Origin of the sequence: Acidovorax facilis (assembly GCF_050626955.1) — a bacterium.
Lineage (GTDB): Bacteria > Pseudomonadota > Gammaproteobacteria > Burkholderiales > Burkholderiaceae_C > Acidovorax > Acidovorax facilis.
In genome coordinates, this window is record NZ_CP192460.1 from 4,240,386 (window position 1) to 4,264,138 (window position 23,753).

A 23,753-nucleotide genomic window follows, 5' to 3' on the forward strand; every position below is an offset into this window, starting at 1 on the left:
CCCAAAGTCAGACGCAGGCTGGGGTGGCTCAGCCTTGCGATTGCAGGTGGCGCACCACCAGATTTTTCAGAAGCGGCAATTGTCCGTGAAAGAAATGCCCCCCTGCGGGAATGACTGTGACAGGCAGTATCTGGGGCCGCGCCCAGTCCATCACAGCGGCCAGCGGCACAGTGTCGTCGTGCTCGCCGTGCACGACCAGGGTGCGCAGATGGGCATCGGGCGGCACCGGGGCAACGGCAAAACGGCTGGCTGCCGTGCCCACCAGCACCGCCTGGTCCACGCGACCCTGCGGCCAGAGGGCGGCCAGCGCATGGCTGGTGACAAATGCGCCAAACGAAAATCCCGCCAGCGCAATCCGCTGGCCAGCGGCAGCGGGCGCCACCTGCTCCACCACGGCCAGCAGGTCCTGCAGCTCGCCCTGGCCTTCGTCGTACACGCCTTCGGTGCCGCCCACGCCGCGAAAATTGAAACGCACGGCCGTCCAGCCACACTGTACAAAGGCGCGCGCCAGCGTCTGCACCACCTTGTTGTCCATGGTGCCGCCAAACAGCGGATGGGGGTGGGCAATGATGGCCACGCCACGGGGCGCAGCAGCACCGTCGGCCAGCGTGGCAGCGTCACACACGGCCTCGATGGCGCCTGCGGGGCCGGACAGGGTCAGGCGTTCGGTCTGGGCATTCACGGGTTTACTACCAATTTAATAGCTGCTAACGCATGATGGAAAAGCGCTAGCAGCCAAAATCATTCAAGAAAAACAACGAGACGGATGGAGGCGTATTCAGCGGCCAAGTTCCGCCGGTGTGACCAGGCGCTCCACCACCTGGCCGTTCTTGAGGTGCGATTCGACGATCTCGTCGATGTCGGCCGCGTCCACATAGGTGTACCAGGTGCCCTCGGGGTAGACCACCGCGACAGGGCCGCCCGCGCAGCGGTCCAGGCAGCCGGCCTTGTTCACGCGCACCTTGCCGGCCCCCGCCAGGCCAGCCGCCTTCACCTGGGCCTTGCAGCGGTCAAAACCCGCCTGTGCGTTGTGGTGGGCGCAGCTGTCCTCGCCGTTGGTGCGTTCGTTCAGGCAGAAAAAGATGTGGCGCTGGTAGTAGCCGGGCGCTGCGGCCGGTGCGGGGGTGGTGTCGCTCATGGCTGCATTTTACGAACCCACGCGTCCATGACGCCGTCGCGGCGCTGAATGCGACTCAGGAGGAGCCTTCCTTGCGCGACACCCGAAACACCACGTAGATCAGCGTGGCGTAGGGCCACAGCCACCCCAGCCACTGGCCCAGGCCGTAAAAGCGGATGAACCGGCCCTGCTCCCAGATCTGCAGCGTCTGCGCAAAGTAGGCGCTGGTGGGCGCCTGGTTGAGCAGCGCCAGGTGCCAGACCAGGGCCACCAGCAGCACGGCAGCGCAGGCACGCCGAGGCAAGGCCAGCAGCAGTACCGCCAGCGCCAGCGCGCCCCACACGCCCACGCGCGTGGGCAGGCCCATCCATTCCCAGGCATGCACGGGACCCCAGCTCAGGGCGGCCGACAGCGCGGTGAGCGTGACGCCCACGGCCACCACACCCAGGGCAAACAGCGCCCGCCGCCCCACATGGCGGATCACGCAGTAACCCAGCAGGCACGGGGCCAGCAGGCCCAGCGTCACACACAGCAGCTCCCCACTGGGCGAGAGCGGGTCGAGCGCAGCCTCGCGCAGCGGCAGCCAGTCCAGAAACGGGGTGTCGGCCAGCACCTCGATGAGCGCCGCTTCCAGCCGCTCCAGCACCTGCCCCAGCCCGAACGGCACCGCCGCCGGGAACAGCAGCGCCAGCGGCCACAACGCCAGTAGGACGATGGCGCCGCTGGCGTCCTGCACAAACCAGCGGCCCTTGAAATCGCTCCAGCGGTCGATGGCGCCCAGGCGCTCCAGCAGCGCGGCGCTCAGCGCCCCCGCCAGGGTGCCCGCCGCGTTGAGCAGCAAGTCCAGATTGGAGGGCACACGCCGGGGCAGGTAGATCTGCAGGAACTCCATGACCAGTGACAGCAGCATGCCCACCAGCGTGGCCAGCAGCACCGCGCCCCGCCCCCAGCCCGATCGCAGCATGGCCAGCACCAGCAGAAAACCCAGCGGGGCATACCCCACAACATTGGTGGCGATGTCAAAACCCGTCCAGTACGGCGGGGGCAGCGGCGCCAGCAGGAAGACCAGGGGGTCAATGCCCTGGGCGCGCCAGCCGTCAAACGGGAACAGGCTGGCAAAGACGATGAGCGCTGTATAGATCAGCGCGAGAGGCCAGGCGGAGGTCTTGGGCACCTGCGTGCGGGCCTAGAACGGCTTGACCACTACCAGCACGACGGCGGCCACCAGCATCAGCACGGGAGCCTCGTTGAACCAGCGGAACCACACATGGCTCCTGCGGCTGGTGCCGTCGGCCAGCTTGCGCAGCACCACGCTGCAGGCGTGGTGGTAGCCGATCACCAGCAGCACCACCGCAAGCTTGGCGTGCATCCAGCCATTGCCGGGGCCCCAGCCGATGCCGTAACCCATCCACAGCCACAGGCCCAGCGCCAGCGCAGGCACGGCCAGCAGCGTGGTAAAGCGCAAAAGCTTGCGTGCCATGAGCAGCAGGCGGTCGCGCTCGGCGGCTGAGCCCGGCGCCACCATCGCCAGATTGACGAAGATGCGCGGTAGATAGAAAAGGCCAGCAAACCAGCTGGCCACGAAGACGATGTGAAAGGCTTTGACCCAGAGCATGGAGGCAGTTTAAGGGCCCGTGCGGGCCACACGAGGCCGCACCAAAAAAAAGCCCGGCAAATCCGCCGGGCCGGGAAAGCCTGTTTTGCATCGCTGCAACCCGAGGCCCCGCTCAGGGAGGGAAAGCGGGGGGCGGCAAGCCGCCCGGCGCCAATTTAGCACCGGGCATCGGGTGTTACAAGCGGCTTTTCCAAGGTGAGAAGGCGTCGCCATGATGTTTGAAACCGGCGCGCCCCATGCCAGTGCACCCGTGGATCCGGCTTCGCCGGTCCAGGGATGCGTCCCCCGAGGGAGCCGCGCAGCGGCTCAGGGAGATAATCTCGCGATGCACCTCCAAAGCCCCGCTCCCTTCCCCCAGAACCGCCCGCGCCGCCTGCGCCGCGATGCTTTTACCCGCAACCTGGTGCGCGAAAACGCTGTGACGCCGCACGACCTGATCTACCCCGTGTTTGTGCATGAAGGCAGCCAGCGCCGCGAGGCAGTGACCTCCATGCCCGGCGTGGACCGCCTGAGCCTGGACCTGCTGCTGCCCGTGGCCGAAGACTGCGTGAAGCTGGGCATTCCGGTTCTGGCGCTGTTCCCGGCGATCGACCCGTCGCTCAAGACGCCCGACGGCAAAGAGGCCCTGAACCCCGACGGCCTGATCCCACGCGTGGTGCGGGCGCTGAAGAAGGAATTCCCCGGCCTGGGCGTGATGACCGACGTGGCACTGGACCCGTACACCAGCCACGGCCAGGACGGCGTGCTGGACCAGACCGGCTACATCATCAATGACGAGACGGTGGAGATCCTCACCGGCCAGGCGCTCACGCACGCCGAGGCGGGTGTGGACATCGTCGCGCCCAGCGACATGATGGACGGGCGCATCGGCGCCATCCGCGAGGCGCTGGAGGTGCAGGGCCATATCCACACCCGCATCATGGCCTACAGCGCCAAGTACGCCAGCGCCTTCTACGGCCCCTTTCGCGACGCCGTGGGCACGCGTGGCGCCCTGGGCAAGGCCGACAAGAATGTGTACCAGATGGACCCCGGCAACAGCGACGAGGCCCTGCGCGAGGTGGCCATCGACATCGCCGAAGGCGCGGACATGGTGATGGTCAAGCCCGGCATGCCGTACCTGGACATCGTGCGCCGGGTGAAGGACGAGTTCAAGGTGCCCACCTTCGCCTACCAGGTCAGCGGCGAGTACGCCATGATCAAGGCCGCTGCCGCCAATGGCTGGCTGGACCACGACGCCGTGATGATGGAAAGCCTGCTGGCCTTCAAGCGCGCCGGTGCAGATGGCGTGCTGACCTACTTTGCGCGCGACGCGGCTCGCTTGCTAACAAAATAATAGCTACTAGCGCTTTATGGACAAGCGCTAGAGGCACTTTTCATTCAAAACCGGGTTCATGCGCATCTTCCACATCCACAACGGCGGCGTGCAGGAGCTGACCGCGTTGCCCGCTCAGATGCCCGCCCAGGGTTTTGTCTGGATCGCCTGCGGGCGCCCCGCCTTCCAGGCGCGGCTGGCCGAGATCCAGGCACGCCTGCAAACCCTGGTGGGGCTGCAGCTGGTGGACCTGCACGTGTCCGACCTGCTCAACGCGCAGCTGCCCTCGCACTACGACTACACCTCGCAATATGACCTGCTGGTGTTTCGCCGCCTGGCCACCGCGCAGGGCGACACCGTCGACTCGCCCGTGGAAGGTGATAGCCCCGCCAGCCCACTCAAACGCAGCGGCCCACCGGTGCTGCGCCGCATCGACACCAGCCCGGTGGGGTTTGCGGTGTTCGACCAGCTGCTGCTGACCGTACACCCCGCAGACTGCGCAGTGCGCGACGCCTATGCGGCCCGTCTGCTGGCATCGCTACCCACCAGCAACGGCACCGAAGGCCGCAGCAGCCCCGTGCCCGGCGCCCGCGTTCCCGCCAGCCCGGCCGACCTGATGCTGCGCGTGGTGAACATGATGGTGGACCGCTATCTGGACCTGCGCCGCGAACTCACGCGCCAGCTCGACCACTGGCAAAACGAGCTGCTCAAGCCCCGGGCGCGGTATGTGAACTGGAGTTCGCTGCTGGAAGCACGGCTGGCCCTGCACAAGCTCGACGAGATCTGCGAAGACCAGCGCACCGCCGTGCAGGACTGGATCGATGCGCTGGAAACCTGGGCCTTGCCCGACACCCCGGCTGGCCTGCGCGAGCTGGACCTGCTCAAGGTGCGCAGCCGCGACGTGCTGGAGCACATCGAGCGCGTGGTGCACCACGTGCGGCGGCTGGAGCAGAGCACCGAAACCGCCGTGCAGATGCATTTCAGCGTGCAGAGCAACCGCACCAACGACATCATGCGCACGCTCACGGCGCTCACCGCCGTGTTCCTGCCGCTCAATCTGATAGCGGGCATCTTCGGCATGAACTTCGAGTTCTTGCCGCTCATCCACAAGGCCGATGGGTTCTGGTGGGCGTTGGGCTCGATGGTCTTCATCGCCCTGTCGCTGGTGATGCTGTTCTGGCGCAAGCGGTATCTGGCGAGGACGAGGTGACCGTGCTCACGAAGGCACTCAGCTGACGAAGCTCTCCCAGTCAGACATTCTTCGCACCAGGGTCCACGCAGCCGTCAACCCGCCAATGCCAGGGCCAGTGGTTGCCGTGCGCGAAAAGCCCATTTCGGCCCCAGACGGAAGGCCTCCAGCCTGCGCGAGGAAGCGGTGGCAAAAAAGAGGTCTTCGGACAAATGGAGGCGTTCAAATACCCGCCGCTGGCGCACCGAGCGGCGGCGCAGATCCCCCTCAAAGGCATTGCCGTCACCGCGCGATTGTTCGAACAATGCTGCCGCGCGCGCCAGGTTCTGCAGCGCCAGGGGCGTCAATGCCGGCACGGCACGCGGTGCGGACAAACGGGCCTGCGCGATAAACGGGTTTTGCCCCACCAGCAAACCCCATGGCCGACGGCCCTCGACGGGGTCGACACTCAAGGCTTCCAGCTTGGTCAAACCGAAGTCGCGCGCCAGCGTCAGCCGCACGGCCAGCCAGGGATCGGCTTGACGCACTTGCTCAATCGCCTCGCGCGCCACGGATTCACTCCCCTGCAGCGGAAGCACCAGTGAGCCCAACAGGCGCTGCGCGTGCGCATCGCCCTGGTTGGCAGCGGCATGCAGCCACGCAATGGCCTGCTCCGACTCCACCACCGAGTTCGACGCGCGCAGTATCAAAGCCCCCAGCTTGCGCTGCGCCTCGGACTGCCCGGCCATTGCCGCTTTCTCCAGGAAGAAGCGGGCCATCTGCGGGTTGGATACCGACGAGCGGTGGTCTGCATGCGTCGCGTACAAGGCAAGCCATGCATCGTCCCGGCCCGCGTCCGCAGCGCGCAACAACAAGGCCACGCCTTTGCGCAGGTTCAGCGACGTGGCCAGCCGCGCTGGCGCCAGCGTGCCGCTGTCAATTCCGCAACGCGCACGGCCCAGCAGGCACGCAGCGTCCCGATCCCCGCGTACGACAGCCAGCTCCAGGCTGGCCTCAATCTGGTCAGGTGCCAGCCCGCGCAAGGAGTGTTTCTCGCGCTCGGCCCACAAGACCGCCGCCACGACCAGATCCGACAGGGCGTGTGTCAAGCGCGGCGCCACCATCAGCGCCACCCGCAGGCAATCGACCAGCTGGTCCAGTCCCCCTTCTTCACGCGCCTGGCGCGCAGCGATCACCGCGACCTGCACCACGTCCACTGCGGCGCTGGATTGGATCGATTCCACCATCGCCTCCAGGGCGCGGTCCGAACGTGCACCTTCCACGGCCGCCATGACCTGGCAGGCCTCGACGTGCCCGGCTGCGGCGGCAGTCTCCAGCCACGACTGCCCCGCCGTGACGGAGCTGCGCGTCAACGCCATCCACACGCCCAGCTTGAACTGCGCCAAGGGGCTTCCCGCAGCGGCAGCCTTGTGCAATGCATCTTCCTGTTTCAGGTCCAGCAAATCCTGCAGCGGCAAACTCTCTGCAATGGCACACGCGGTTTCTGGCAGCTCTCGAACGCTGGGATGTGAGAGGTACTCGATCCCCGTGGCCACATGGCGCGGGAAGCCGTCGCCCCCCACCAGGTAACGTCGGCCCGCTTTGCTGCGGGCGGCGGGATCACCCTGGCGGGCCAGGGTCAGCAATTGAATGTCTTGTCTGCGCATGCTCGGCTCTCTTCAATATGTGTTGCGGGGGCGGCACACCTGAGCGGTTTTTGGCACGCAAACTGGCAAACACCCCCTGCTTTGGACAGGTTTGAAGAATAGAAATGCACGCCTGACAGCGGGATTGCGTGCACATGACATTTCTGTAATGAACCACCTGGCCGGCCTGCGGCCCACGCAAAAAGGCCCGCATCCCCTGGGGGATGCGGGCCAATCGTTTACCTTGGAGAGGATTGCCCATCACGATGGGCAAGAGGAAGACCGCCTGGGGTCTTAGAACGTGTGGCGCAGGCCGAAGTCCAGGCCCTTGGAGTTGTCACCTGCACTGGTCTTGGCACCGTTCAGTGCAAGCGCAGAACCGTTCTTGTTCTTCAGGTACGCGAAGGTGGTGTACAGGGCAGTGCGCTTGGACAGGTTGTGCACGTACCCCACGGCAAACTTGTTCGCCTGCACATTGGTGTCCTGAACGCTGACGCGGGACCACGAAGCGCGGACCAGACCAACGCTGCCCACGGGAGCCGTTGCGCCGATCATGTAGTGGCGAGCCTTCTCGTCGCGGGCCTTGGACTCATCCTGCCCAGCTTCAACCAGCAGCTTGGCCACCCCGAAATCGTAAGAACCTCCGATGTTGGCATTCGTCACGTCGCCATACGCACCAAGGCTGGACACCGAGCCGTAGCTCACGCCCACATTGAGGGGGCCGTTTTCATAGCCAGCGCGCAACCCATAGCCATTGCCGTCATTGGAGCCATTGGCGGCCTCGCCACGGTAGTACTGCACCTGGCCAAAGAACCCACCCAGATTCCTGGGCGTGAAGTACGACACGGAATTGCTGGTACGCGTCTGCATGGCGTAGCCGTAGTTGCTGCCCAGCGAAGTCGTCTTCAGAAGAGCGCCGACGCCGTTGTCGCCGAATGCGTCATAGATGTTGTTGTAGGTCGCAGTGAAATCACGGCCCAGGCGAACTTCGCCCCAGAGGTCATCCATCAGGCTGATGGTCGAGCGACGGTTGAAGTTGAAGGTGTTGCCGACGCCAGTACCGTCGTCCAGGTTGTAACCGGCTTCCAGCCAGAAGCCAGCCTTCATGCCACCACCAAGATCTTCAATACCTCGGAAACCGAGGCGGTTGGAAGCCAGACCACCGCTGCCCACGCTGGTCCGGTTCGTCTCACTGCCGCGGCCCACCTGAACCGCCACGTCGGCCACGCCAAACAGCGTGACAGACGATTGTGCATAAGAGGTTGCGCTGATGGCTGCAAGCACAGCCAATGTGGCGAATTTTTTCATGGTCATCCTTGTTAAGTGGGTTCAATCGGAGTCATGTCCCACGCCTTGTTGGCAGGACATGGTGCAAGCGTAGGCACTGCACCCTCGTGCCCACAGACCGCAGAGCGCAACCACGGGGGACACGCATGCGCCCCCCCCTCGGTTTGGGACAACGCCGTTTCACAGGTGCCACATTCCCTCCGAACTGAAAGGCTGTTGGCGATCCCCGGGAGGCACACAGCGGTTTGGCGGGATGGGTACGCCAGACACGGTGTGCAATAGATAGATAGCCTGGACTTGCAAAACCGCTGCAAAAGCAGAGACCGGCTGCAAACACCACGGCCCGAAAGGTTGCCGCGAAATCGGGTGAGGAGACACAACCGCTGATTGCGCAAGGGCTAGGGACCCTCTGCACAAATCACCTCGCCGTGTGCAGCTGCAGTCTCGGGCGGTCTGCGGCGTTGCAAATACTCGCAATAGCTGCGGCTATTGCTGCGTTTTGCGCCTTGCAGCTCATCCCGATCCGCAGCGCCCACTTGCCGCTCGATTCGTGCAGAGGATCCCTAGCGCAAACGGCGCACCCGAAGCATCCGCGAGGATCATGGTCGCGCTCCAGACCAATCCTCCCGCGAGACCGCACACAAGCACTCACGACTGTTCGTGAATTCGCAACAGTGCATTTCGATCCAGCAAGCTTCTCAAATCCACACGCACCTTCAACAATCCACCAAAGTCAATCCGCAGCTTCCCTCCATCCGTCTGCACTCCACCTTTTTTTGTCCCTTGAGAAACCGCCGGGATCTCGTCACATGCGCTTGCTTTCCATTGAAGACGAACGATCAACCGCTGCTTACCTGTACAAGGGCTTGACCGAGCATGGCCATGTTGTAGACACGGCGTTCGACGGGGTGGAAGGCCTGCACCTAGCTACCTCAGGGCACTACGACCTCATCCTGCTCGACGTGGGGCTGCCCGGCGCCAGTGGCTGGGATGTGCTGCAGGGCATTCGCACACAGCAACAGACACCGGTGTTTTTCATATCGGGCCGCGATGAGGTCGAAGACCGCGTCAAGGGGCTGCTGCTGGGTGCCGACGACTACATGGTCAAGCCCTTTGCGTTTTCCGAACTGCTGGCACGCATCCAGGTGGTCGCGCGCCGCCGCGCACCCATGTCCGCACCAGAGGGCGTGCTGCGCGTGGGCGAGCTGGAAGTCGATACCGCCCGCCGACGCGTCAAACGGGGCGCGCTGCGCATTGATCTCACCACCCAGGAGTTTGTTCTCCTGGACTATCTGGCCCGCCATGCCGGCCAGGTCGTATCGCGCACCCTGATCGCGCAGAACGTGTGGGACATGCACTTTGACAGTGACACCAATGTGGTCGATGTGGCGGTGCGCCGACTGCGCGCCAAGATCGACGAGCCCTTCGCCGAAAAACTCATTCACACCGTCAGGGGCGTCGGCTATGTCCTCGAACTCCGAAACAACGCCTAGGGCGAGGACTTTCCTGCGGCGCTCTCTGCCCCTGAAGATCGCGCTGGCGATTTCTTTGATCACCCTGCTGTTGATCACGGCCAGCTTCTGGATGGTGATCTACCTGCTGGGCCAGGATTTCAACGACCTCCTGCCGCTGCTCGCCAGCAACGGAGGCATGGTCCATATCCCTGCAGAGGATTTGCACGCGCGGGGCCATGCCTTTGCCCTGCGCTCATGGCGTGTGTTTGCCATCACGCTGGGCGTCGGCGCGCTGGCCGCGAGCCTCTTCGCATGGTGCACCGCCAAGCTCATCCTGTCCTCGGCCCACCGCCTGGCCAACACGGCCAACCGCATCAGCGCCCATGCCTTGCACGAACGGCTGGCCCCCGAGAACAACATTGCCGAGCTGGAACCTGTGGCCCGGGCGTTCAACAACATGCTCGACCGGCTCCAGGATTCCTTCACCCGCCTGTCGGGTGTGTCGTCCGACATTGCGCACGATCTGCGCACTCCCATCCACCGCCTCCTGATGGTCGCGCAGGTCACGCTGGACCGTCCCCGCAGTGCGGACGAATACCGTGCGGTGATCGAGTCGGCTGTGCCAACGTATGAGCGCATGGGGCGGATGATCGAGAACATCCTGTTCCTCGCGCGCGCCGAGAGCCAGCAAAGCGCCGTTCATGCCACCTTCATCCCGCTGGAGCAACGGCTAGGGGCCATCGCAGCCTTCTTCGAACTGCTCGCCCAGGAGCGGGGTTTGGAGCTGGCGCTCCAGGTAGACCAGAGCGCCCACGTCTGGGCTGATGACACCCTGCTCACCCGCGCCACCGGCAACCTGCTGACCAATGCCATTCGCCACGCCCGCCCAGGCAGCACGGTTGTGCTCTCAGGATCGGTGGCATCAAATGGCGGCTGCCATATTTCGGTCTCTAACGAGGGCGAACCCATCGCCCTCAAGCACCAGGCCAGGATTTTTGAACGCGCATACCGGGTTGAAAGTCCGAGCAACGAACAAGCGCCCGGCGTTGGCCTGGGGCTGGCCATCGTAAAAAGCACCATGGAATTGCATGGAGGCTTGGTCTACGTGCGCAGCGCCCCAGGCCATCCGACGGTGTTCACCCTGTGGTTCCCGCCACCACCGCCGCGTGCACCGGAGGCTGGGCCATCACGCGGGCGTATCAGCCGGTAGCACGGGGTGCGATCGGGCGGGGACCTTGGGTCGCAAGATCAGCGCGGCGCCTGGACGCCGAACAACCCCGCCCCGTTGTCCCACGCCACCTTGCGCGCCACATCGGTAGGCAATCCACCTAGCCACTGGCGGTAGCCCTGCATCAGGCTTTCGTAGTGCTGCCAGCGCTGGTTGACCCAGGTGTCCGAGCCGATCACGAAGCGCGTGGGGTACTTGAGCAGCAGCGCACGCCAGGCGGGGCACAGCTGGTTGTCGCCGCAGACCAGGCCCGGGCGGTACGAGAGTTCGCCCACCAGGCCGGGGTAGCGCGCCATCAGCGCATCCACCCGCTCCACGGGCGTACCGCCGATGCCGGTGTGGGCCCAGATCAGGCGCGCCTTCTGGCCCTTCGACGGCGTGTGGGCCATCAGCAGGTCGATGGCCACATCGTCCACATGGGCCAGCACCACCAGGTCACGCTCTTCGGCCAGGACCATGAGCTTTTTGGCGACCGGGCCGTCGGCATTGGCGCTGTCGTACAGGTGGAACTCGCCAATGCCCCGGTAGGGCCCGGCCGCCGTGCCGCGCGCCAGCTCGGTCTGCACCATGGTGTAGATGCTCTCGTCGGCAAACCAGCCGGTGTAGTCCGCCCGGTTGCGGTACAGCCGCACAAAGGGCACGACGGTGACGCCCGCCTCGCGCGTCTGCGGCAGGCCCGCCAGCGTGAGCGAACCCGCATTGGGCCGCGAATTGGCAACGATGGCACGCACGCCGCTGGCCTTCATGCGCGCCAGCACATCGGCGGGCGGGTGGGGGCCGGTTTTGCCGTCCCACGCTTCCTCGTTGTAGTGCAGGTGCGCGTCGAACAGGGGGCCGGTGTAGTCGGCCGCATGGGTCTGAAATCCAAATGCTATTAAAACAATAGCTGCTATCGATTTACAGGCAAGCGGTAGCGGCCAAATTTGCCTCAAAACCTGGATATACGTCGAACTCGCCATGGCGGCCTCCAAACATTGAGCAGTTCATCGCTGCGCCCTGGCGCCTGCAATGGGCGCGCCCCCGCCAGAGACGCCAAGCAAGGGCCGCCCCGCAGCGACGGCGTCGTCCCCCCTGGGGGAAGGCGCGCAGCGACTCAGGGGGGATTCCAATTCATGCGAGGTGCTTGTCGAAGAACGCCAGGGTGCGGTCGCGTGCCGTCATGGCCGCAGGCTCGTCGTAGCTGCCGCGCTGGTCGCAGTTGAAGCCATGGTCGGCTGCGTAGATGTGCACCTCGGCTCCCGGCTGCGCGCGGGCAAAGGCCTGCACGCTGTCCACGGGGATCCAGTGATCGCGCTCGCCAAAGTGGGCCAGCACAGGCACGCGCGGCTGACGCGCAGCTTCGTCAGGGGTGGTCATGCCACCACCGTAATAGGGCACGGCGGCCGACAGGCCGGTAAGCGTACAGGCCGCGCGCCAGGTGAGCAGCCCACCCCAGCAAAAGCCCACGATGCCCACCTTGCGGCCGCTTTGCGCGGCGGCGTAGTCGATGGCGGCCTGGATGTCGGGCATCACGCCAGGGGCGGGCAGCGCCTCCACCGCCGCTTTCAGGCCCATGCCAGCCTGCATGTCGTCGCCGGTGTAGCCCAGGTCCACGCCGGGTTTCACGCGGTGGAAGGTCGAAGGCGCCACCGCCAGGTAGCCACGCGCCGCAAAGCGGTCGGCCACGGTGCGAATGTGGGAGTTCACGCCAAAAATTTCCTGCAGCACCACCACGGCGCCACGCGGTGCGGCATCGGGCTGGGCCACCCAGGCCGGAAATACAAAACCGTCACACGAAGTCAGATCGACAAACTGTCCCATGCTGCAATCTCCTTGATAAAAATGCGCCGGAGTGGAGGTTTGCCTGCTGCAAACCGCTGCCCGCAGCACCCAGAACCTGTTCCAATGCGCCATTCTTGCAGGAGACCCCGATTTCATGGACAAGATCGTCTTAATCACCGGCGCCAGCCGAGGCATTGGCGCCGCCACCGCCCAACTGGCCGCGCGCCAGGGCTGGGCGGTGGCGGTGAACTACCAGGGCAACCAGGCCGCCGCCGATGCAGTGGTGCAGCAAATCCGCGCCGCAGGCGGCACCGCGCTGGCCGTGCAGGCCGATGTGGCTGACGAAGCCCAGGTGCTGGCCATGTTTGCCACCATCGACGCGCAACTGGGCCGCATCACCGCACTGGTAAACAACGCAGGCGTGGTGGACACCACCCAGCGGGTGGACGAAATGAGCGTGGCGCGCCTGCGCCGCATGTTCGACATCAACGTGATCGGCAGTTTCATCTGCGCCCGCGAGGCCGTGCGCCGCATGAGCACGCACCATGGCGGCACTGGCGGGGCCATCGTCAACGTCTCCAGCGCCGCGTCACGCCTGGGTTCGGCCCACCAGTATGTGGACTACGCGGCGGCCAAGGGCGCCATCGACACCTTCACCATGGGCTTGGCACGCGAGGTGGCGGCAGAAGGCATCCGTGTGAACGCCGTGCGCCCGGGCCTGATCGAGACCGACATCCACGCCAGCGGCGGCCTGCCCGACCGCGTGCGCGACCTGGCCCACCAGGTGCCCATGCAACGCGGCGGCACGGCCGAAGAAGTGGCCGAGGCCATCGTATGGCTGATGTCGGATGCGTCGCCCTACACCACCATGTCATTGCTTGAAGTCTCTGGAGGAAGGTAATGAAGCACCCCCTGAGTCGCTTCGCGCCTTCCCCCTCTCTCGCTTCGCTGCGCGAAGCGGGAGGGGGACGCCCCCAGCGCGGCGGGGCGGCCCTTGCGCGGGGGCACTGGCCTCGACAGCGCCAAGTCGAAAATCTATGGGCGACAAGCTTCAAAACGGAAAACTAGTATGGATCTCAAACCGCTCATCACCCTGCTCGCCATCGTGAACCCGCTGGCCATCGTGCCGTTTTTCATCCACTACACGCAGGGCTTTTCGTACCCGCAGCGGCGACGCACCATACAGGTGGCCAGCTTCAGCGTGTTCTGCGTGATTGCAGCCTGTGCGCTGCTGGGCCTGCAGATCCTCGACTTCTTCAACATCTCGCTGCAGAGCTTCCAGGTGGGCGGCGGCATGCTGCTGCTCATCAGCGCGATGAACATGCTCAACGCCCAGCCCGCTGAGGCCAAGCCCAGCACCAATGAGTACGAAGAAGGGGCCGAGAAGGCAGCAGCGGGCAGCAGCATTGCCGTGGTGCCGCTCACCATCCCGCTGCTCACCGGCCCAGCCAGCATGTCCACGGTGGTGATTTACGCCGACCGCGCACAGACCTTCTGGCAGCACGCCGCGCTGGTGGGCTACGGCGTGGTCATCGCGCTGGCCACGGCCGTCTGCTTTGCGCTGGCCGACCCCATTGCGCGCGTGCTGGGCAAAACCGGCATCAATGTGATGACCCGCCTGATGGGCCTCATTCTGGCTGCGCTGGCCGTGGAAGTGATGGCCGACGGGCTGGGCAAGCTGTTCCCCATCCTCGTCGCACGCTGACCCTCCATGTCCGCCCGCCTGTTGCTGCTCGAAGACGATCCCGCCATCGCCCGCACCGTGGCCTATGCGCTGGAGCGCGATGGCCTGACCGTCACGCACAGCCTGCTGGTACACGATGCGCGCCAGCAACTGCAGCGCGCACGTTTTGACCTGCTGGTGCTGGACGTGGGCCTGCCCGACGGCAGTGGGCTGGACCTGCTGCGCGACGTGCGCAACGCTGCGCCCACGGCCGCCCTGCCCGTGCTGATGCTCAGCGCCCACGGCGAAGAAATCGACCGCGTGCTGGGCCTGGAGCTGGGCGCGGACGACTACCTCACCAAGCCCTTCAGCCCGCGCGAGTTGGCGGCACGCGTGAAGGCGCTGCTGCGCCGCGCGGGCAACGGGAACGGCAATGGCCACCCGGCAACGCCCACCGCCACGGCCTCCGCGCTGTTCCTCGACGACGAGACGGGCCAGCGCATCAGCCTGCGCGGCCAGGCCCTGCCGCTGACCCGGCGCGAATACCGCCTGCTGTCCCACCTGTTGCGAGGCGCAGGCCGCATTCATTCGCGCGACGCGCTGCTGGCCGCTGCCTGGGGCGACGACAGCGAGAGCACCGACCGCACGGTGGACACCCATATCAAGACCCTGCGCGCCAAGCTGCGCGAGGTGGACCCGGGGCGCGAGTACATCAGCACACACCGGGGCATGGGGTATTGCATCGATATTTAAAACCCCATTGGCCCCCGTCGATGGAGCCAATGACATTGCACGTACTCATAGGTAGAGCGGGCCCTTGCAAGGCGTCCCGCCCCCAGCAGGCACGAGCACTGGCATGCAGGCCACGGCCGCAAACCACCGAAAACTGAGAAATGCTCGGGCCGGAGGGCTGGACAGGCGGACTATCTGGCGGGGTAGCGTGTAGGGCCTGAGCGGCGCAGCACACGGATGCCCTCCGCTCTGCAAGCCCTCAGAAACGATGGCGAATCGACAGTGCCAGGCTATTGACGTCTTTTCCGGGCGCTGCCGCAACGCCACCCAGAAATCCGTTGCCGCCCAACATGTCTTGCGACGTGTTTTTGTTGTTCAGGTGTGTGAGTACGGCATTCAGGTCGGTGCGCTTGGACAGTGCATAGGTGTAAGCCACCCCATACGACGCGCGATCCGCATTGAACGGGCGTTTGTCGTTCATGTTGTTGTAGGCCACGGTCACGGCGTGCACGCCGCTGGTGATGCGGTAGCCAACCTGGAACAGGCGTGCGTCTTGCCGGAAACCCTGAATGAAGGCGTTTTGCACCAGACCGGCCACTGGTGCCGTGGCCGGGTTGGCAGACAGGACGGCGGAAATGCCGGACAGGTTGGTGGGATGGTCGTCCTTGATGACACTGAATTGGCCCGACAGGGTGCCCGGCCCGACATCCAGCGTCGCGCCGAGGACAGCGGTCGTCAGCGACTTTTCACCCAGTTCGTTGTTGCGTGTGTTGTAACCGCCGCCGAACGAATAGCCGTTGCCGTTGTACATGGCCATGGCACCCCACAGCCGCCCCGCGCTCGACCGACCAGCGACTTCCCCGGCTGCGTACATCGCGGTGGCGGTGAATCCGTTCAATTGCAGACCGTACTGGAGTGAGTTGCTCACGCGGATATCGAACGAAGCCGGAATCGCCACCAACTGTCCCAGTGACAGGCTGGACTCGGTCTTCATCGCGTCAAAGTTGGCGTTGGCCAAGTAGCCCGGTGTGTACTGTCGCCCGAATGTGAAGGCACCGAACGGGGTGATCAGACCAGTGAACACTTGCCGATCAAAGAAGTTGTTGCCCAAGTTGACGCCCACGGAATTGCCGATCTGGGCGGCCACTGCGGACACAGCAGGCTGAAGCGCAGCGGGCAGGCCCAACGATCCAGCGTTGCTGAGACGGTCCGGCAGCCGCCCTTGGGAAATGGGGCGGTTGCCCAGTGCGCCGGTGTCAGCTTCGAGCCGCGATTCGAGCGTGAAGACGGCGCGGTATCCACCGCCCAGGTCTTCATTTCCCTTGAATCCGAGGCGCGAACCTTGCATGTTCCCACTGGTAAGGCTGGTCTTAGAGCCGCCGGGTGCTCCGGTGACATGGTGGATGCCAACGTCGACGATGCCGTACATCGTCACACTGCTCCCGTCAGCCGCGCTTTGCGCCATGCCAAACGACGAAAAGCACCCAAGCACGGCCGCTGATAGGGCACGCATTTTGTTCATAACTTGTCTCCTGTTGCTGCATGAAATTGGCAGAAGCCCGCGCCACACCGTGGGCAGCTCCGGGTTCAGCCTAGGTGACATGTCTCAAGCGGTAACAGCGGGTAGCACGGGATCGCTGGAGCAGCCCGGTCGCAACGATCTGTTTTCGAGCGAAAACGTTGCGCGTTTGCAACTTTTGTGGGCCGCGCAACAGGCTTTGCGTCCCCACGGTGCATCCCGTGCCAGATGGCAAGGACTGGGTCGCAGCATCACGCACAGGGAGCCCGCAACGCGCTTCCTGGCCAAATTCACCTTGCGATTCAACCGCCTGTACGATCTGACCAGCATGTCCGCCAGGCGTGCTACGCACTGCCCGTCCCCCACATCGTCTTGCTCCATACCGATACTCAGCGCTTCTGAGACGCTTTGCCGGTCAAGATTTTTTTAAGAGAACTGCCCCATGCGCCTGGGCATCCGCCTGCTGTTCGCCTTCTTCCTGATCAACGGCATCGCCGCGTTTTTTGTGCTGCGCGTGTTCATGGCCGAGATCAAACCCAGCGTGCGCGAGGTGATGGAGGACATGATGGTGGACACTGCCAACATCCTGGCCGAGCTGGCCAGCGAAGACCTGGCCGCCGGGCGGTTGGCTGCGGGGGCTGACAACAGCAGCACCAGCCCGTTTGCGCAGCATGTGCGCCGCTACGCCACGCGGCCCATCGATGCAGCGATCTGGGGTTTCTCCAAGCAGTCACTGGACTACCGCATCTATGTGACCGACACCACGGGCCGCGTGCTGTTCGACTCGGAGAACCGCGCCATCGGCGCCGACTACTCGCAGTGGCGCGACGTGGCCCGCACGCTGCGGGGCGAGTACGGCGCACGCTCCACGCGCGATGTGGAAGACGACGACACCAGCGGCGTGATGCATGTGGCGGCGCCCATCTACGTGAAAGAACAGATTGCAGGCGTGCTGACGGTGGCCAAACCCACCCGCACCGTGCAGCGCTTCATCGACCGCGCCGAGCGCAAGGTGTTCATGGGCGGTCTCTTGCTACTGGCGCTCTCGGCCGCCGTCGGCGTGGCCGTGACGCTGTGGATGGTATGGAACGTGCGCCGTCTGCGCGACTACGCCTTGAGCGTGCAGGGCCCGGCCGATGGCGAGCGCCATGACCCCGGCGCCCCGCCCACCACGGCCCTGGCCGTGCCCGAGGTACCGGGCGAGCTGGGCGACCTGGCCCGCGCCATGGACCGCATGCGTGCCCGGCTGGAGGGGCGCGATTACATCGAGGGCTACGTGCGCGCACTGACGCACGAACTCAAAAGCCCCGTGGCGGCCATCCGGGGCGCGGGCGAGCTGCTGCAGGACGAGCTGCCCGCTGCCGACCGTGCCGAATTTGCGACCCAGGTGGTGCAGCAAAGCGAGCGCCTGCAGCGCATCATCGACCGGCTGCTGGAGCTGTCCAAACTGGAGCAGCGCCACCATGCCGAGGGTCGCGCGCCTGTGGCCCTGCAGGCCTGCGCCGAGGCCGCCATCGGCCAGACACGCGCCCGTGCTGCGCAACGCGGCATCATGCTGGCCCTGTCCGGTACGGGCAGCAACGGCCCCTGGGAGGCCGAGCTGGTGACCATGGCACTGACCAATCTGCTGGACAACGCCATCGACTTTGCGCCCGCAGGCAGCACGGTGCAGGTGGAGCTGGACGGCGCCACCGTGGCCGTGCGGGACAGCGGCCCCGGCGTGCCCGACTACGCCCTGCCCCGCCTGGGCGAACGCTTCTTCACCACCGCGCGGCCAGGCGGCGAGCGCAGTGGATCGGGCCTGGGGCTGGCCATCGTCAAGCGCGTGATGGCGCTGCACGGGGGGCAGATGGTGGTGCGCAATACCGGGCCTGGGTTGCAAGTGGCGCTGGAGTTTCCCGCCAGTTAATGCGAGCGGCGCAGGTGTAGAGCGAGCCCCACCACCAGCAAGGCCAGTGCCACCCCATCCACCCGCACGACCGTCACCAGCGGGGCGCTGATCGCGCTGCCCCGCTGCAGCCACGACAGCAGCAGAAACGACACCACGCTCACCAACCCCGCCACCAGGCCCAGCCGATGCAGATCGGGGCGCAGGGCTGCATAGCCCATGAAGGCGGCCAGCAGCCCGAAAAGCACGGCCCGGTGCCGCAACAGCAGCTCCACGCCTGCATCCTGCACCGGGGTGCCGTACAGCTGCGCCAGCTTGCCCGCCCCGAGCACGCCCACCAGCGGCAGGGCATGGACCACTGCCACCAAGACCAGAATCACCGGAACCCCATAGCGCATGCCGCCCCCCTAAACGTGTTTCTTTTAGCCATGTGCCGTTTGTAGGTGCAAGGAGTTCGGCCGTCGATGACCTGACAGGTCATGCCGACACAACGCCCGACTTCACACTGGCCTCACAAACTTCATAGCGCCCTCACACCGGGCCACAACACTGCCTCCACAACATCATTTGTGGAGGATCTCTTGCTCAAACACCCCTTGTTCACCAAACTGGCAGCGCTGGCCGCCATCACCGTGCTGCTTCTCTTTGGCCTCGGCATGATCGAAGACGTGGTGCGCGACCGGTTGCGCTACCGCAACATCACCGCCCAGAGCGTGGCCGAAAGCCTGGCCGGACCGCAGACGCTGATGGGCCCGATGATCCACAGCGCCTGTGTGGAGAGCTGGGAGGTAGAGACCGGCAAGGGCGACGAGCGCCGCATGGTGGAGCAGCGCCGCGAGTTCCTGCTGACCGCCATGCCCGAGCAGCTCAAGCTCAGCACCGGCGCCGCGATGGAAGAGCGTGCGCGCGGCCTGCACAAGGTGAACACCTTCAACCTCAAGGCCCACGTGACGGCGCAGTGGGGGCCGCTGGCGAGCCTGGTGCCGCAAAGCAGCATGAAAAACTCGCGGATGCACTGCGGTGCGCCCATCGTCATGATGGCCGTGGGCGACGCGCGTGGCATCCGCACCGCGCAGTTCACCCTGGATTCGCAGACCCTGGCCCTCAAGCCCGGCACCTTCCACCCCACCTACAGCCGGGGCCTGCATGCGGCACTGCCAGAATCGGTGCGCGGCAAGGCCGACGGACTGACCGCCACGCTGGACCTGGAACTGGTGGGCACCGAACGCCTGGCCTTTGTGCCGCTGGGTGGCAACACCGAGGTGCAGATGACCAGCAGCTGGCCCCACCCGTCGTTCGGGGGCCGCTTTCTGCCGTCGGAGCGCGAGGTCAAGAAGACCGGTTTCGCGGCCCAGTGGCGCCTGTCGTCGCTGGCCACCACGGCGCAGGCCGACATTGCCAACGGCAAACGCATCTGCCTGGGCGGCACAGACGATGGCGGCCACAGCGACTATGTGCCCGGAGGCGCCACCCCCGGCGACTGCGCCGACAGCTTCAGCGTGGCCTTCATCGACCCGGTGAACCCCTATTCGCTGTCGGACCGCGCCACCAAATATGGCGTGCTGTTCATTGCCCTCACCTTCGTGGCCGTGGGCCTGTTCGAACTGATGAAGAAGCTGCGCGTGCACCCGGTGCAGTACCTGCTGGTGGGCAGCGCGCTGTGCAGCTTCTTCCTGCTGCTGGTGAGCCTGTCGGAGCACCTGCCGTTTGGCATCTCGTATGCCGTGGCCGCCAGCGCCTGTGTGCTGCTGCTCGCCTACTACGCCAGCCACATGCTGGGTGGGCTGGCGCGGGGCATTCCGCTGGGCGGGGGCATCGCGGTGCTGTATGGCCTGCTGTATGTGCTGCTGCAGCTGGAGCAGACGGCCCTGGTGGTGGGTGCAATTGCGCTGTTCCTGGTACTGACCGCTGTGATGGTGCTGACGCGCAAGGTGAACTGGTACGGCCTGTCGCAGGGCAACACGCCGCCCCGCCGCCCGACGGCGCCACCGGAGGTGCGCCCTCCCACCCCACCGGCTGCGCGCCCCGCCACGCCCCCGACACCGCCGGTGAGCGCTGTATGACAACGCGCACCACGCCCCTGTCCTGGGCACAGCACCTCACCGGCCCGGCCGCAGGCGCTGCCGCGCACCCACCCACCCTGACGCTGGCCGAAGCGGAGCGCGTGCAGCGCCACCGCGACCAGCTGATGGCGGCCCTGCGGGCGCAAGACCGGGTGGCGCTGGTCTGCGCCAAGCAGCAGGTCCTGGAGGCTGCGTTCTGCCCGCGCAGCGATGCCAACCCCGTGGGTGCGCAGGATTCACCCGCCGTGCGCCGGGCCCTGCGGGATCTGTCATGGCGCATGGCTGCGCTGATACTGCCCCGCACCGCAGGGCACTGAAGCAGCGTCGAAATATTGAAAAAATATGGCCCTAGCGCTTTACTGAAAAGCGCTAGCAGCTATCAAAATTAAAGCAAATTCGCTGCACCTACACCACCACGGTGCGGTTGCGGCCTTCGCGCTTGGCTGCGTAGAGCGCTGAATCCAGCGCGCGAAGGGTGATGTCGAGAGGGCGCAGGGGATCGAAGTTGGACAGCCCCATGCTCACGGTCAGCGCCAAGGGCGGCGTCACCCCCGGCACCGGGTGGGTGGTCAGCGCGTCATGCACACGCTGCGCCACCGCCTGGGCCTGCTCCACCCGGGTAGCAGGCAACAGGGCCAGAAACTCCTCGCCGCCCCAGCGGCTCACCATGTCTGCCGCGCGGAACACATCGCGGCAGAGCGTGGCAAAAAGCTGCAGGGCCTGGTCGCCCACATGGTGGCCATGCACGTCGTTGACGCGCTTGAAGTGGTCGATGTCCATCATCAGCAGGCAGGCGGGTTCGCCGTCGCGCCGCAAAAGGGCCTGCTCCTGCAAAAGGCGCGCGGTGAACGAGCGCCGGTTGGCCAGGCCGGTCAACACATCGGTATGGGCCAGCACGGCCATCTGGCGGCGCGCTTCTTCCAACTCCACCAGCATCTGGCCCTGGCGGTCGTTGGCGCGCTTGAGCTCCAGCAGGCGGATCACCTGGCGCGCCAGCGCACACAACATGTCCTGGGCCTTTTGGGACAGATGGCGCGGCCGGTGGTCCAGCACGCAGAGCGTGCCCAGGGCATAACCATCGGGCGTGACCAGCGGCGCCCCGGCATAGAAGCGGAGCGGATTTTCTTGGGTCACGATGCTGAAGTGCGCAAAACGCGCATCCTTCGCCAGGTCGGGCACGATGAAAACGCCGGGCTGCCGCACGGCGTAGCGGCACACGGACTGGTCCAGCGGGGTTTCCCGCAGCGGGAGCCCCACTGAGGCCTTGAACCACTGGCGGTGGCTGTCGAGCAGGCTGATCAGGGCGACTGGGGCTTCACACACATGGGCCGCAATCCCTGCCAGGTCGTCGTAGGCGGGCTCCATCGGCGTGTCGAGAATGCCATAGCGCTGCAGGGCTTGGAGACTTGCGGCCTCGTCGTACAGAGCCACAGGGGAAGAGGTTTCGGCCATGAAGCACAGCGGTCATGCCGCCCACTTGCCTAGAGACTTGGCAGCATGCCACACCGGCGCGGCCTACGCACGGGGGTAAGAGCCTGTTGACGCTCTCAGGCCATTGCCGCTGGCTCGGTGGCGGTAACACCGGCCGAGGTGTCGGAGCAGGTCGATCCACCACAACCCTGGATCAGTTCGCCCGGCAACGCGTGCGGCGCGTGCACCACGCCCGAGACCGGGTCAAAGCCCACACGGCGCAAGTGCAGGGCCAGCGCAGCGTCCATGCTCTGGGCGTGCTGCGGAAACCACAGCGCCAGTTCGCTGGCCATCACACGCAGCACTTGCAGGTCACCTTGCTGGGCCCTCACCACCCCTTCGCGCATGACCTGCAGCACCACCCGGTGCTGCATGCTGTGGCAGTTGCCCGAGGCAAAACGGGTGGACGCCATCCAGGCGTCCTCTTGCGCAAAATGGTGATCGGTGTGCTCCACGAGCGCATGCCAGGTCGAGAGCAGCTGCGCATCGTCGGCCCGGTCCACGGCGGCCAGCAGGTCCACGAATTCGCGGTGGGTGTCGTCCATCAGGGGCAGGTCCAGGGCCAGCGCGTCCGACCATTCGAGTTGTGCCATGGGAATCCCTTTGCAGCGAGACAAAAACAGGGCATGAGCTTAGGCCGCCAGCCACCAGGGCGTGTTGATGCAGGTCAGTTCGGCATCAACCACTCAGTACCATCCGGACTCCACAATAAAAAATGCCCCGCACGGGGCGGGGCATTGTGAAGACTGCCAGCGGCTGGGAGTACCGGCCACTGAGAGGTCCCCAGCGGATCAGCTCTTGCCGTACATGCGCTTCATGTCGTCCACACACTTGGACTTGGCATCACCCGACAGCGCATCGCAGCGCTCCTTGGCGGCCTTGTAGTTGGCGTCGTTCTTTTCAGCGTTGGCATCCTTGCGGGCCTCTGCCACGGCGGCGCCCTTTTCGGCGGCGTTGTCAGCAGGCTTGGCCTGCGCTGCGGCAACCTTGGCATCTTCCTTGGCCTTCACCTGGGCAGCCTTGGCATCCTTTTCACAGACATCCTTTTCATTGCCCTTCAGGTCATCGCATTTTTCCTTGGCGACAGAGTAGGCAGCGTCAGCGCGGGCTTCTGCCACCTTCTGGGTGGCCTTGGGGCTCGGCTTGTACTGGGCTTCCAGTTCTGCCTTGGCCACATCTTCCTTGCCCTTGGCTTCCTTCACACAGACGTCCTTGGCGTTGGCTTTCAGGGCATCACACTTTTGTTTGTCGGCCTTGTAGTCGGCCGAGATGCGCTCCTTGGCGGCCTTGTGCTCGGGTTCGGTCATGGCGAAGGCAGAGGTTGCCAGCAGGCCGGCAGCCACGGATGCGATCAGAGTACGTGCGAATTTCATGGGTTTCTCCTCGGGATTGGGTGATTCAGGGGTGTCCAGCTGCCTGCACCAGGGTGCGGGAGCCGTCGTTTCCCGTGTTGCTGCAGGGCAGGGGCCGAGCCCCTGCGCCGGGCAACCGGTCAGTCGTTGAAGCGGAAGTCCGGGTGGCGTTCTTGCCATTCCTTGAGCTGCTTTTCGGCTGCGTCGCGGGCAATGCCCTGGCGCTCCTGCAGCTTGCCCAGGAACTGTTCACGCTTGCCATCAATGACGTCAAAGTCATCGTTCGTGAGCTTGCCCCACTGTTCAATCATCTTGCCTTTGAACTGCTTCCAGTTGCCCTTGAGGGTGTCTTCGTTCATGGTCTTCTTCCTTGCGGTTGTTTCGCTGCGGCCATGCCACCGATATGGCGGTAAACGGTGCCGGTCAGCGATGAGCCCACTGTAGAAACCCCGCGCCGCGCCACACGTAGGCAGTCAGA

The 23,753-nt window shown here is 65.2% G+C and carries 24 protein-coding genes; 10 read left to right on the forward strand and 14 right to left on the reverse strand.

What is annotated here, in order from left to right; genetic code table 11:
- Positions 1 to 28: 28 nt before the first annotated feature.
- The 4 genes from ACQ4MJ_RS19435 to ACQ4MJ_RS19450 all read right to left on the reverse strand — a co-directional run bounded on the left by ACQ4MJ_RS19435 (position 29) and on the right by ACQ4MJ_RS19450 (position 2,732).
- Positions 29 to 682 (reverse strand): alpha/beta hydrolase, encoded by a 654-nt coding sequence (locus ACQ4MJ_RS19435; protein ID WP_431151586.1) that lies wholly within the window; start codon positions 680 to 682, stop codon positions 29 to 31.
- 96 nt (positions 683 to 778) lie between these two features.
- Positions 779 to 1,138 (reverse strand): (2Fe-2S) ferredoxin domain-containing protein, encoded by a 360-nt coding sequence (locus ACQ4MJ_RS19440; RefSeq protein ID WP_121421997.1) that lies wholly within the window; start codon positions 1,136 to 1,138, stop codon positions 779 to 781.
- Positions 1,139 to 1,193: 55 nt separating this feature from the next.
- Positions 1,194 to 2,291, reverse strand: coding sequence for a VanZ family protein (locus ACQ4MJ_RS19445; RefSeq protein ID WP_431151585.1), 1,098 nt, complete (start codon positions 2,289 to 2,291; stop codon positions 1,194 to 1,196).
- 12 nt (positions 2,292 to 2,303) lie between these two features.
- A complete protein-coding gene (locus tag ACQ4MJ_RS19450) occupies positions 2,304 to 2,732 on the reverse strand; it encodes a CopD family protein (protein WP_121507830.1) in 429 nt (142 codons plus the stop codon).
- A 325-nt stretch (positions 2,733 to 3,057) separates the two neighbouring features.
- Between ACQ4MJ_RS19450 and hemB the strand changes: the two genes are divergently transcribed.
- Together hemB and ACQ4MJ_RS19460 are read left to right on the forward strand one after the other, a co-directional pair.
- Positions 3,058 to 4,065, forward strand: coding sequence for a porphobilinogen synthase (gene hemB, locus ACQ4MJ_RS19455; protein ID WP_431151584.1), 1,008 nt, complete (start codon positions 3,058 to 3,060; stop codon positions 4,063 to 4,065).
- 58 nt (positions 4,066 to 4,123) lie between these two features.
- Positions 4,124 to 5,254, forward strand: a complete 1,131-nt coding sequence (locus ACQ4MJ_RS19460; RefSeq protein WP_121421994.1) for a magnesium transporter CorA family protein — start codon at positions 4,124 to 4,126, stop codon at positions 5,252 to 5,254.
- Positions 5,255 to 5,328: 74 nt separating this feature from the next.
- Here the strand turns inward: ACQ4MJ_RS19460 and ACQ4MJ_RS19465 are convergent, their stop codons facing one another.
- Both ACQ4MJ_RS19465 and ACQ4MJ_RS19470 read right to left on the reverse strand, forming a co-directional pair.
- Entirely contained in the window at positions 5,329 to 6,879 is a 1,551-nt protein-coding gene (locus ACQ4MJ_RS19465; RefSeq protein ID WP_218301220.1) for a tetratricopeptide repeat protein, read from the reverse strand.
- A gap of 273 nt (positions 6,880 to 7,152) precedes the next feature.
- Entirely contained in the window at positions 7,153 to 8,166 is a 1,014-nt protein-coding gene (locus tag ACQ4MJ_RS19470; RefSeq protein ID WP_057228604.1) for a porin, read from the reverse strand.
- Positions 8,167 to 8,954: 788 nt separating this feature from the next.
- Here ACQ4MJ_RS19470 and ACQ4MJ_RS19475 point away from each other — a divergent pair.
- Together ACQ4MJ_RS19475 and ACQ4MJ_RS19480 are read left to right on the forward strand one after the other, a co-directional pair.
- A complete protein-coding gene (locus ACQ4MJ_RS19475) occupies positions 8,955 to 9,638 on the forward strand; it encodes a heavy metal response regulator transcription factor (protein ID WP_431151582.1) in 684 nt (227 codons plus the stop codon).
- 55 nt (positions 9,639 to 9,693) lie between these two features.
- Complete coding sequence (locus tag ACQ4MJ_RS19480) at positions 9,694 to 10,809, forward strand: heavy metal sensor histidine kinase (protein ID WP_158603838.1); 1,116 nt, start codon at positions 9,694 to 9,696, stop codon at positions 10,807 to 10,809.
- A gap of 38 nt (positions 10,810 to 10,847) precedes the next feature.
- Here the strand turns inward: ACQ4MJ_RS19480 and ACQ4MJ_RS19485 are convergent, their stop codons facing one another.
- Entirely contained in the window at positions 10,848 to 11,786 is a 939-nt protein-coding gene (locus ACQ4MJ_RS19485) for an amidohydrolase (RefSeq protein ID WP_431151581.1), read from the reverse strand.
- A 151-nt stretch (positions 11,787 to 11,937) separates the two neighbouring features.
- Positions 11,938 to 12,627, reverse strand: coding sequence for a dienelactone hydrolase family protein (locus tag ACQ4MJ_RS19490; RefSeq protein ID WP_431151580.1), 690 nt, complete (start codon positions 12,625 to 12,627; stop codon positions 11,938 to 11,940).
- 115 nt (positions 12,628 to 12,742) lie between these two features.
- Between ACQ4MJ_RS19490 and ACQ4MJ_RS19495 the strand changes: the two genes are divergently transcribed.
- From ACQ4MJ_RS19495 to ACQ4MJ_RS19505, 3 genes are all read left to right on the forward strand, one after another.
- Entirely contained in the window at positions 12,743 to 13,489 is a 747-nt protein-coding gene (locus tag ACQ4MJ_RS19495) for an SDR family oxidoreductase (protein WP_431151579.1), read from the forward strand.
- Between the two features lie 168 nt (positions 13,490 to 13,657).
- Positions 13,658 to 14,293: a MarC family protein gene (locus tag ACQ4MJ_RS19500; protein ID WP_055402029.1), complete on the forward strand. Its 636-nt coding sequence runs from the start codon at positions 13,658 to 13,660 to the stop codon at positions 14,291 to 14,293.
- A gap of 6 nt (positions 14,294 to 14,299) precedes the next feature.
- Positions 14,300 to 15,004 (forward strand): response regulator, encoded by a 705-nt coding sequence (locus ACQ4MJ_RS19505; protein ID WP_431151578.1) that lies wholly within the window; start codon positions 14,300 to 14,302, stop codon positions 15,002 to 15,004.
- 238 nt (positions 15,005 to 15,242) lie between these two features.
- Here the strand turns inward: ACQ4MJ_RS19505 and ACQ4MJ_RS19510 are convergent, their stop codons facing one another.
- Complete coding sequence (locus tag ACQ4MJ_RS19510; RefSeq protein WP_431151577.1) at positions 15,243 to 16,505, reverse strand: porin; 1,263 nt, start codon at positions 16,503 to 16,505, stop codon at positions 15,243 to 15,245.
- 439 nt (positions 16,506 to 16,944) lie between these two features.
- Here ACQ4MJ_RS19510 and creC point away from each other — a divergent pair, with 439 nt between their 5' ends.
- The gene (creC, locus tag ACQ4MJ_RS19515) at positions 16,945 to 18,411 is read left to right on the forward strand and encodes a two-component system sensor histidine kinase CreC (RefSeq protein ID WP_218301226.1); all 1,467 of its coding nucleotides are present in this window, start codon (positions 16,945 to 16,947) and stop codon (positions 18,409 to 18,411) included.
- On the opposite strand, the gene ACQ4MJ_RS19520 is transcribed toward creC, so the two are convergent.
- Complete coding sequence (locus ACQ4MJ_RS19520) at positions 18,408 to 18,770, reverse strand: phosphopantetheine adenylyltransferase (RefSeq protein ID WP_431151576.1); 363 nt, start codon at positions 18,768 to 18,770, stop codon at positions 18,408 to 18,410. The genes creC and ACQ4MJ_RS19520 overlap by 4 nt on opposite strands.
- Positions 18,771 to 18,971: 201 nt before the next feature.
- Between ACQ4MJ_RS19520 and creD the strand changes: the two genes are divergently transcribed.
- Together creD and ACQ4MJ_RS19530 are read left to right on the forward strand one after the other, a co-directional pair.
- Positions 18,972 to 20,453: a cell envelope integrity protein CreD gene (creD, locus tag ACQ4MJ_RS19525; RefSeq protein ID WP_431151575.1), complete on the forward strand. Its 1,482-nt coding sequence runs from the start codon at positions 18,972 to 18,974 to the stop codon at positions 20,451 to 20,453.
- Complete coding sequence (locus tag ACQ4MJ_RS19530; RefSeq protein ID WP_431151574.1) at positions 20,450 to 20,770, forward strand: hypothetical protein; 321 nt, start codon at positions 20,450 to 20,452, stop codon at positions 20,768 to 20,770. Before creD ends, ACQ4MJ_RS19530 begins: the two co-directional genes overlap by 4 nt.
- A gap of 88 nt (positions 20,771 to 20,858) precedes the next feature.
- Here ACQ4MJ_RS19530 and ACQ4MJ_RS19535 read toward each other — a convergent pair whose 3' ends face one another.
- The 4 genes from ACQ4MJ_RS19535 to ACQ4MJ_RS19550 all read right to left on the reverse strand — a co-directional run bounded on the left by ACQ4MJ_RS19535 (position 20,859) and on the right by ACQ4MJ_RS19550 (position 23,634).
- Positions 20,859 to 21,905, reverse strand: a complete 1,047-nt coding sequence (locus tag ACQ4MJ_RS19535) for a sensor domain-containing diguanylate cyclase (protein ID WP_055398715.1) — start codon at positions 21,903 to 21,905, stop codon at positions 20,859 to 20,861.
- 95 nt (positions 21,906 to 22,000) lie between these two features.
- Positions 22,001 to 22,516, reverse strand: coding sequence for a hemerythrin domain-containing protein (locus ACQ4MJ_RS19540; RefSeq protein WP_431151573.1), 516 nt, complete (start codon positions 22,514 to 22,516; stop codon positions 22,001 to 22,003).
- Between the two features lie 198 nt (positions 22,517 to 22,714).
- The gene (locus ACQ4MJ_RS19545) at positions 22,715 to 23,296 is read right to left on the reverse strand and encodes a hypothetical protein (protein WP_121421983.1); all 582 of its coding nucleotides are present in this window, start codon (positions 23,294 to 23,296) and stop codon (positions 22,715 to 22,717) included.
- A 119-nt stretch (positions 23,297 to 23,415) separates the two neighbouring features.
- The gene (locus tag ACQ4MJ_RS19550; RefSeq protein WP_055398709.1) at positions 23,416 to 23,634 is read right to left on the reverse strand and encodes a CsbD family protein; all 219 of its coding nucleotides are present in this window, start codon (positions 23,632 to 23,634) and stop codon (positions 23,416 to 23,418) included.
- Between the last annotated feature and the right edge of the window lie 119 nt (positions 23,635 to 23,753).

Excerpts from the sequence above, each read along its gene's own strand:
- ACQ4MJ_RS19440 (WP_121421997.1), bottom strand. The coding sequence starts at position 1,138 with ATGAGCGACACCACCCCCGCACCGGCCGCAGCGCCCGGCTACTACCAG.
- ACQ4MJ_RS19450 (WP_121507830.1), bottom strand. The coding sequence starts at position 2,732 with ATGCTCTGGGTCAAAGCCTTTCACATCGTCTTCGTGGCCAGCTGGTTT.
- hemB (WP_431151584.1), top strand. The coding sequence starts at position 3,058 with ATGCACCTCCAAAGCCCCGCTCCCTTCCCCCAGAACCGCCCGCGCCGC.
- ACQ4MJ_RS19460 (WP_121421994.1), top strand. The coding sequence starts at position 4,124 with ATGCGCATCTTCCACATCCACAACGGCGGCGTGCAGGAGCTGACCGCG.
- ACQ4MJ_RS19465 (WP_218301220.1), bottom strand. The coding sequence starts at position 6,879 with ATGCGCAGACAAGACATTCAATTGCTGACCCTGGCCCGCCAGGGTGAT.
- ACQ4MJ_RS19470 (WP_057228604.1), bottom strand. The coding sequence starts at position 8,166 with ATGAAAAAATTCGCCACATTGGCTGTGCTTGCAGCCATCAGCGCAACC.
- ACQ4MJ_RS19475 (WP_431151582.1), top strand. The coding sequence starts at position 8,955 with ATGCGCTTGCTTTCCATTGAAGACGAACGATCAACCGCTGCTTACCTG.
- ACQ4MJ_RS19485 (WP_431151581.1), bottom strand. The coding sequence starts at position 11,786 with ATGGCGAGTTCGACGTATATCCAGGTTTTGAGGCAAATTTGGCCGCTA.
- ACQ4MJ_RS19490 (WP_431151580.1), bottom strand. The coding sequence starts at position 12,627 with ATGGGACAGTTTGTCGATCTGACTTCGTGTGACGGTTTTGTATTTCCG.
- ACQ4MJ_RS19495 (WP_431151579.1), top strand. The coding sequence starts at position 12,743 with ATGGACAAGATCGTCTTAATCACCGGCGCCAGCCGAGGCATTGGCGCC.
- ACQ4MJ_RS19500 (WP_055402029.1), top strand. The coding sequence starts at position 13,658 with ATGGATCTCAAACCGCTCATCACCCTGCTCGCCATCGTGAACCCGCTG.
- ACQ4MJ_RS19505 (WP_431151578.1), top strand. The coding sequence starts at position 14,300 with ATGTCCGCCCGCCTGTTGCTGCTCGAAGACGATCCCGCCATCGCCCGC.
- ACQ4MJ_RS19510 (WP_431151577.1), bottom strand. The coding sequence starts at position 16,505 with ATGAACAAAATGCGTGCCCTATCAGCGGCCGTGCTTGGGTGCTTTTCG.
- creC (WP_218301226.1), top strand. The coding sequence starts at position 16,945 with ATGCGCCTGGGCATCCGCCTGCTGTTCGCCTTCTTCCTGATCAACGGC.
- ACQ4MJ_RS19530 (WP_431151574.1), top strand. The coding sequence starts at position 20,450 with ATGACAACGCGCACCACGCCCCTGTCCTGGGCACAGCACCTCACCGGC.
- ACQ4MJ_RS19535 (WP_055398715.1), bottom strand. The coding sequence starts at position 21,905 with ATGGCCGAAACCTCTTCCCCTGTGGCTCTGTACGACGAGGCCGCAAGT.
- ACQ4MJ_RS19540 (WP_431151573.1), bottom strand. The coding sequence starts at position 22,516 with ATGGCACAACTCGAATGGTCGGACGCGCTGGCCCTGGACCTGCCCCTG.
- ACQ4MJ_RS19545 (WP_121421983.1), bottom strand. The coding sequence starts at position 23,296 with ATGAAATTCGCACGTACTCTGATCGCATCCGTGGCTGCCGGCCTGCTG.
- ACQ4MJ_RS19550 (WP_055398709.1), bottom strand. The coding sequence starts at position 23,634 with ATGAACGAAGACACCCTCAAGGGCAACTGGAAGCAGTTCAAAGGCAAG.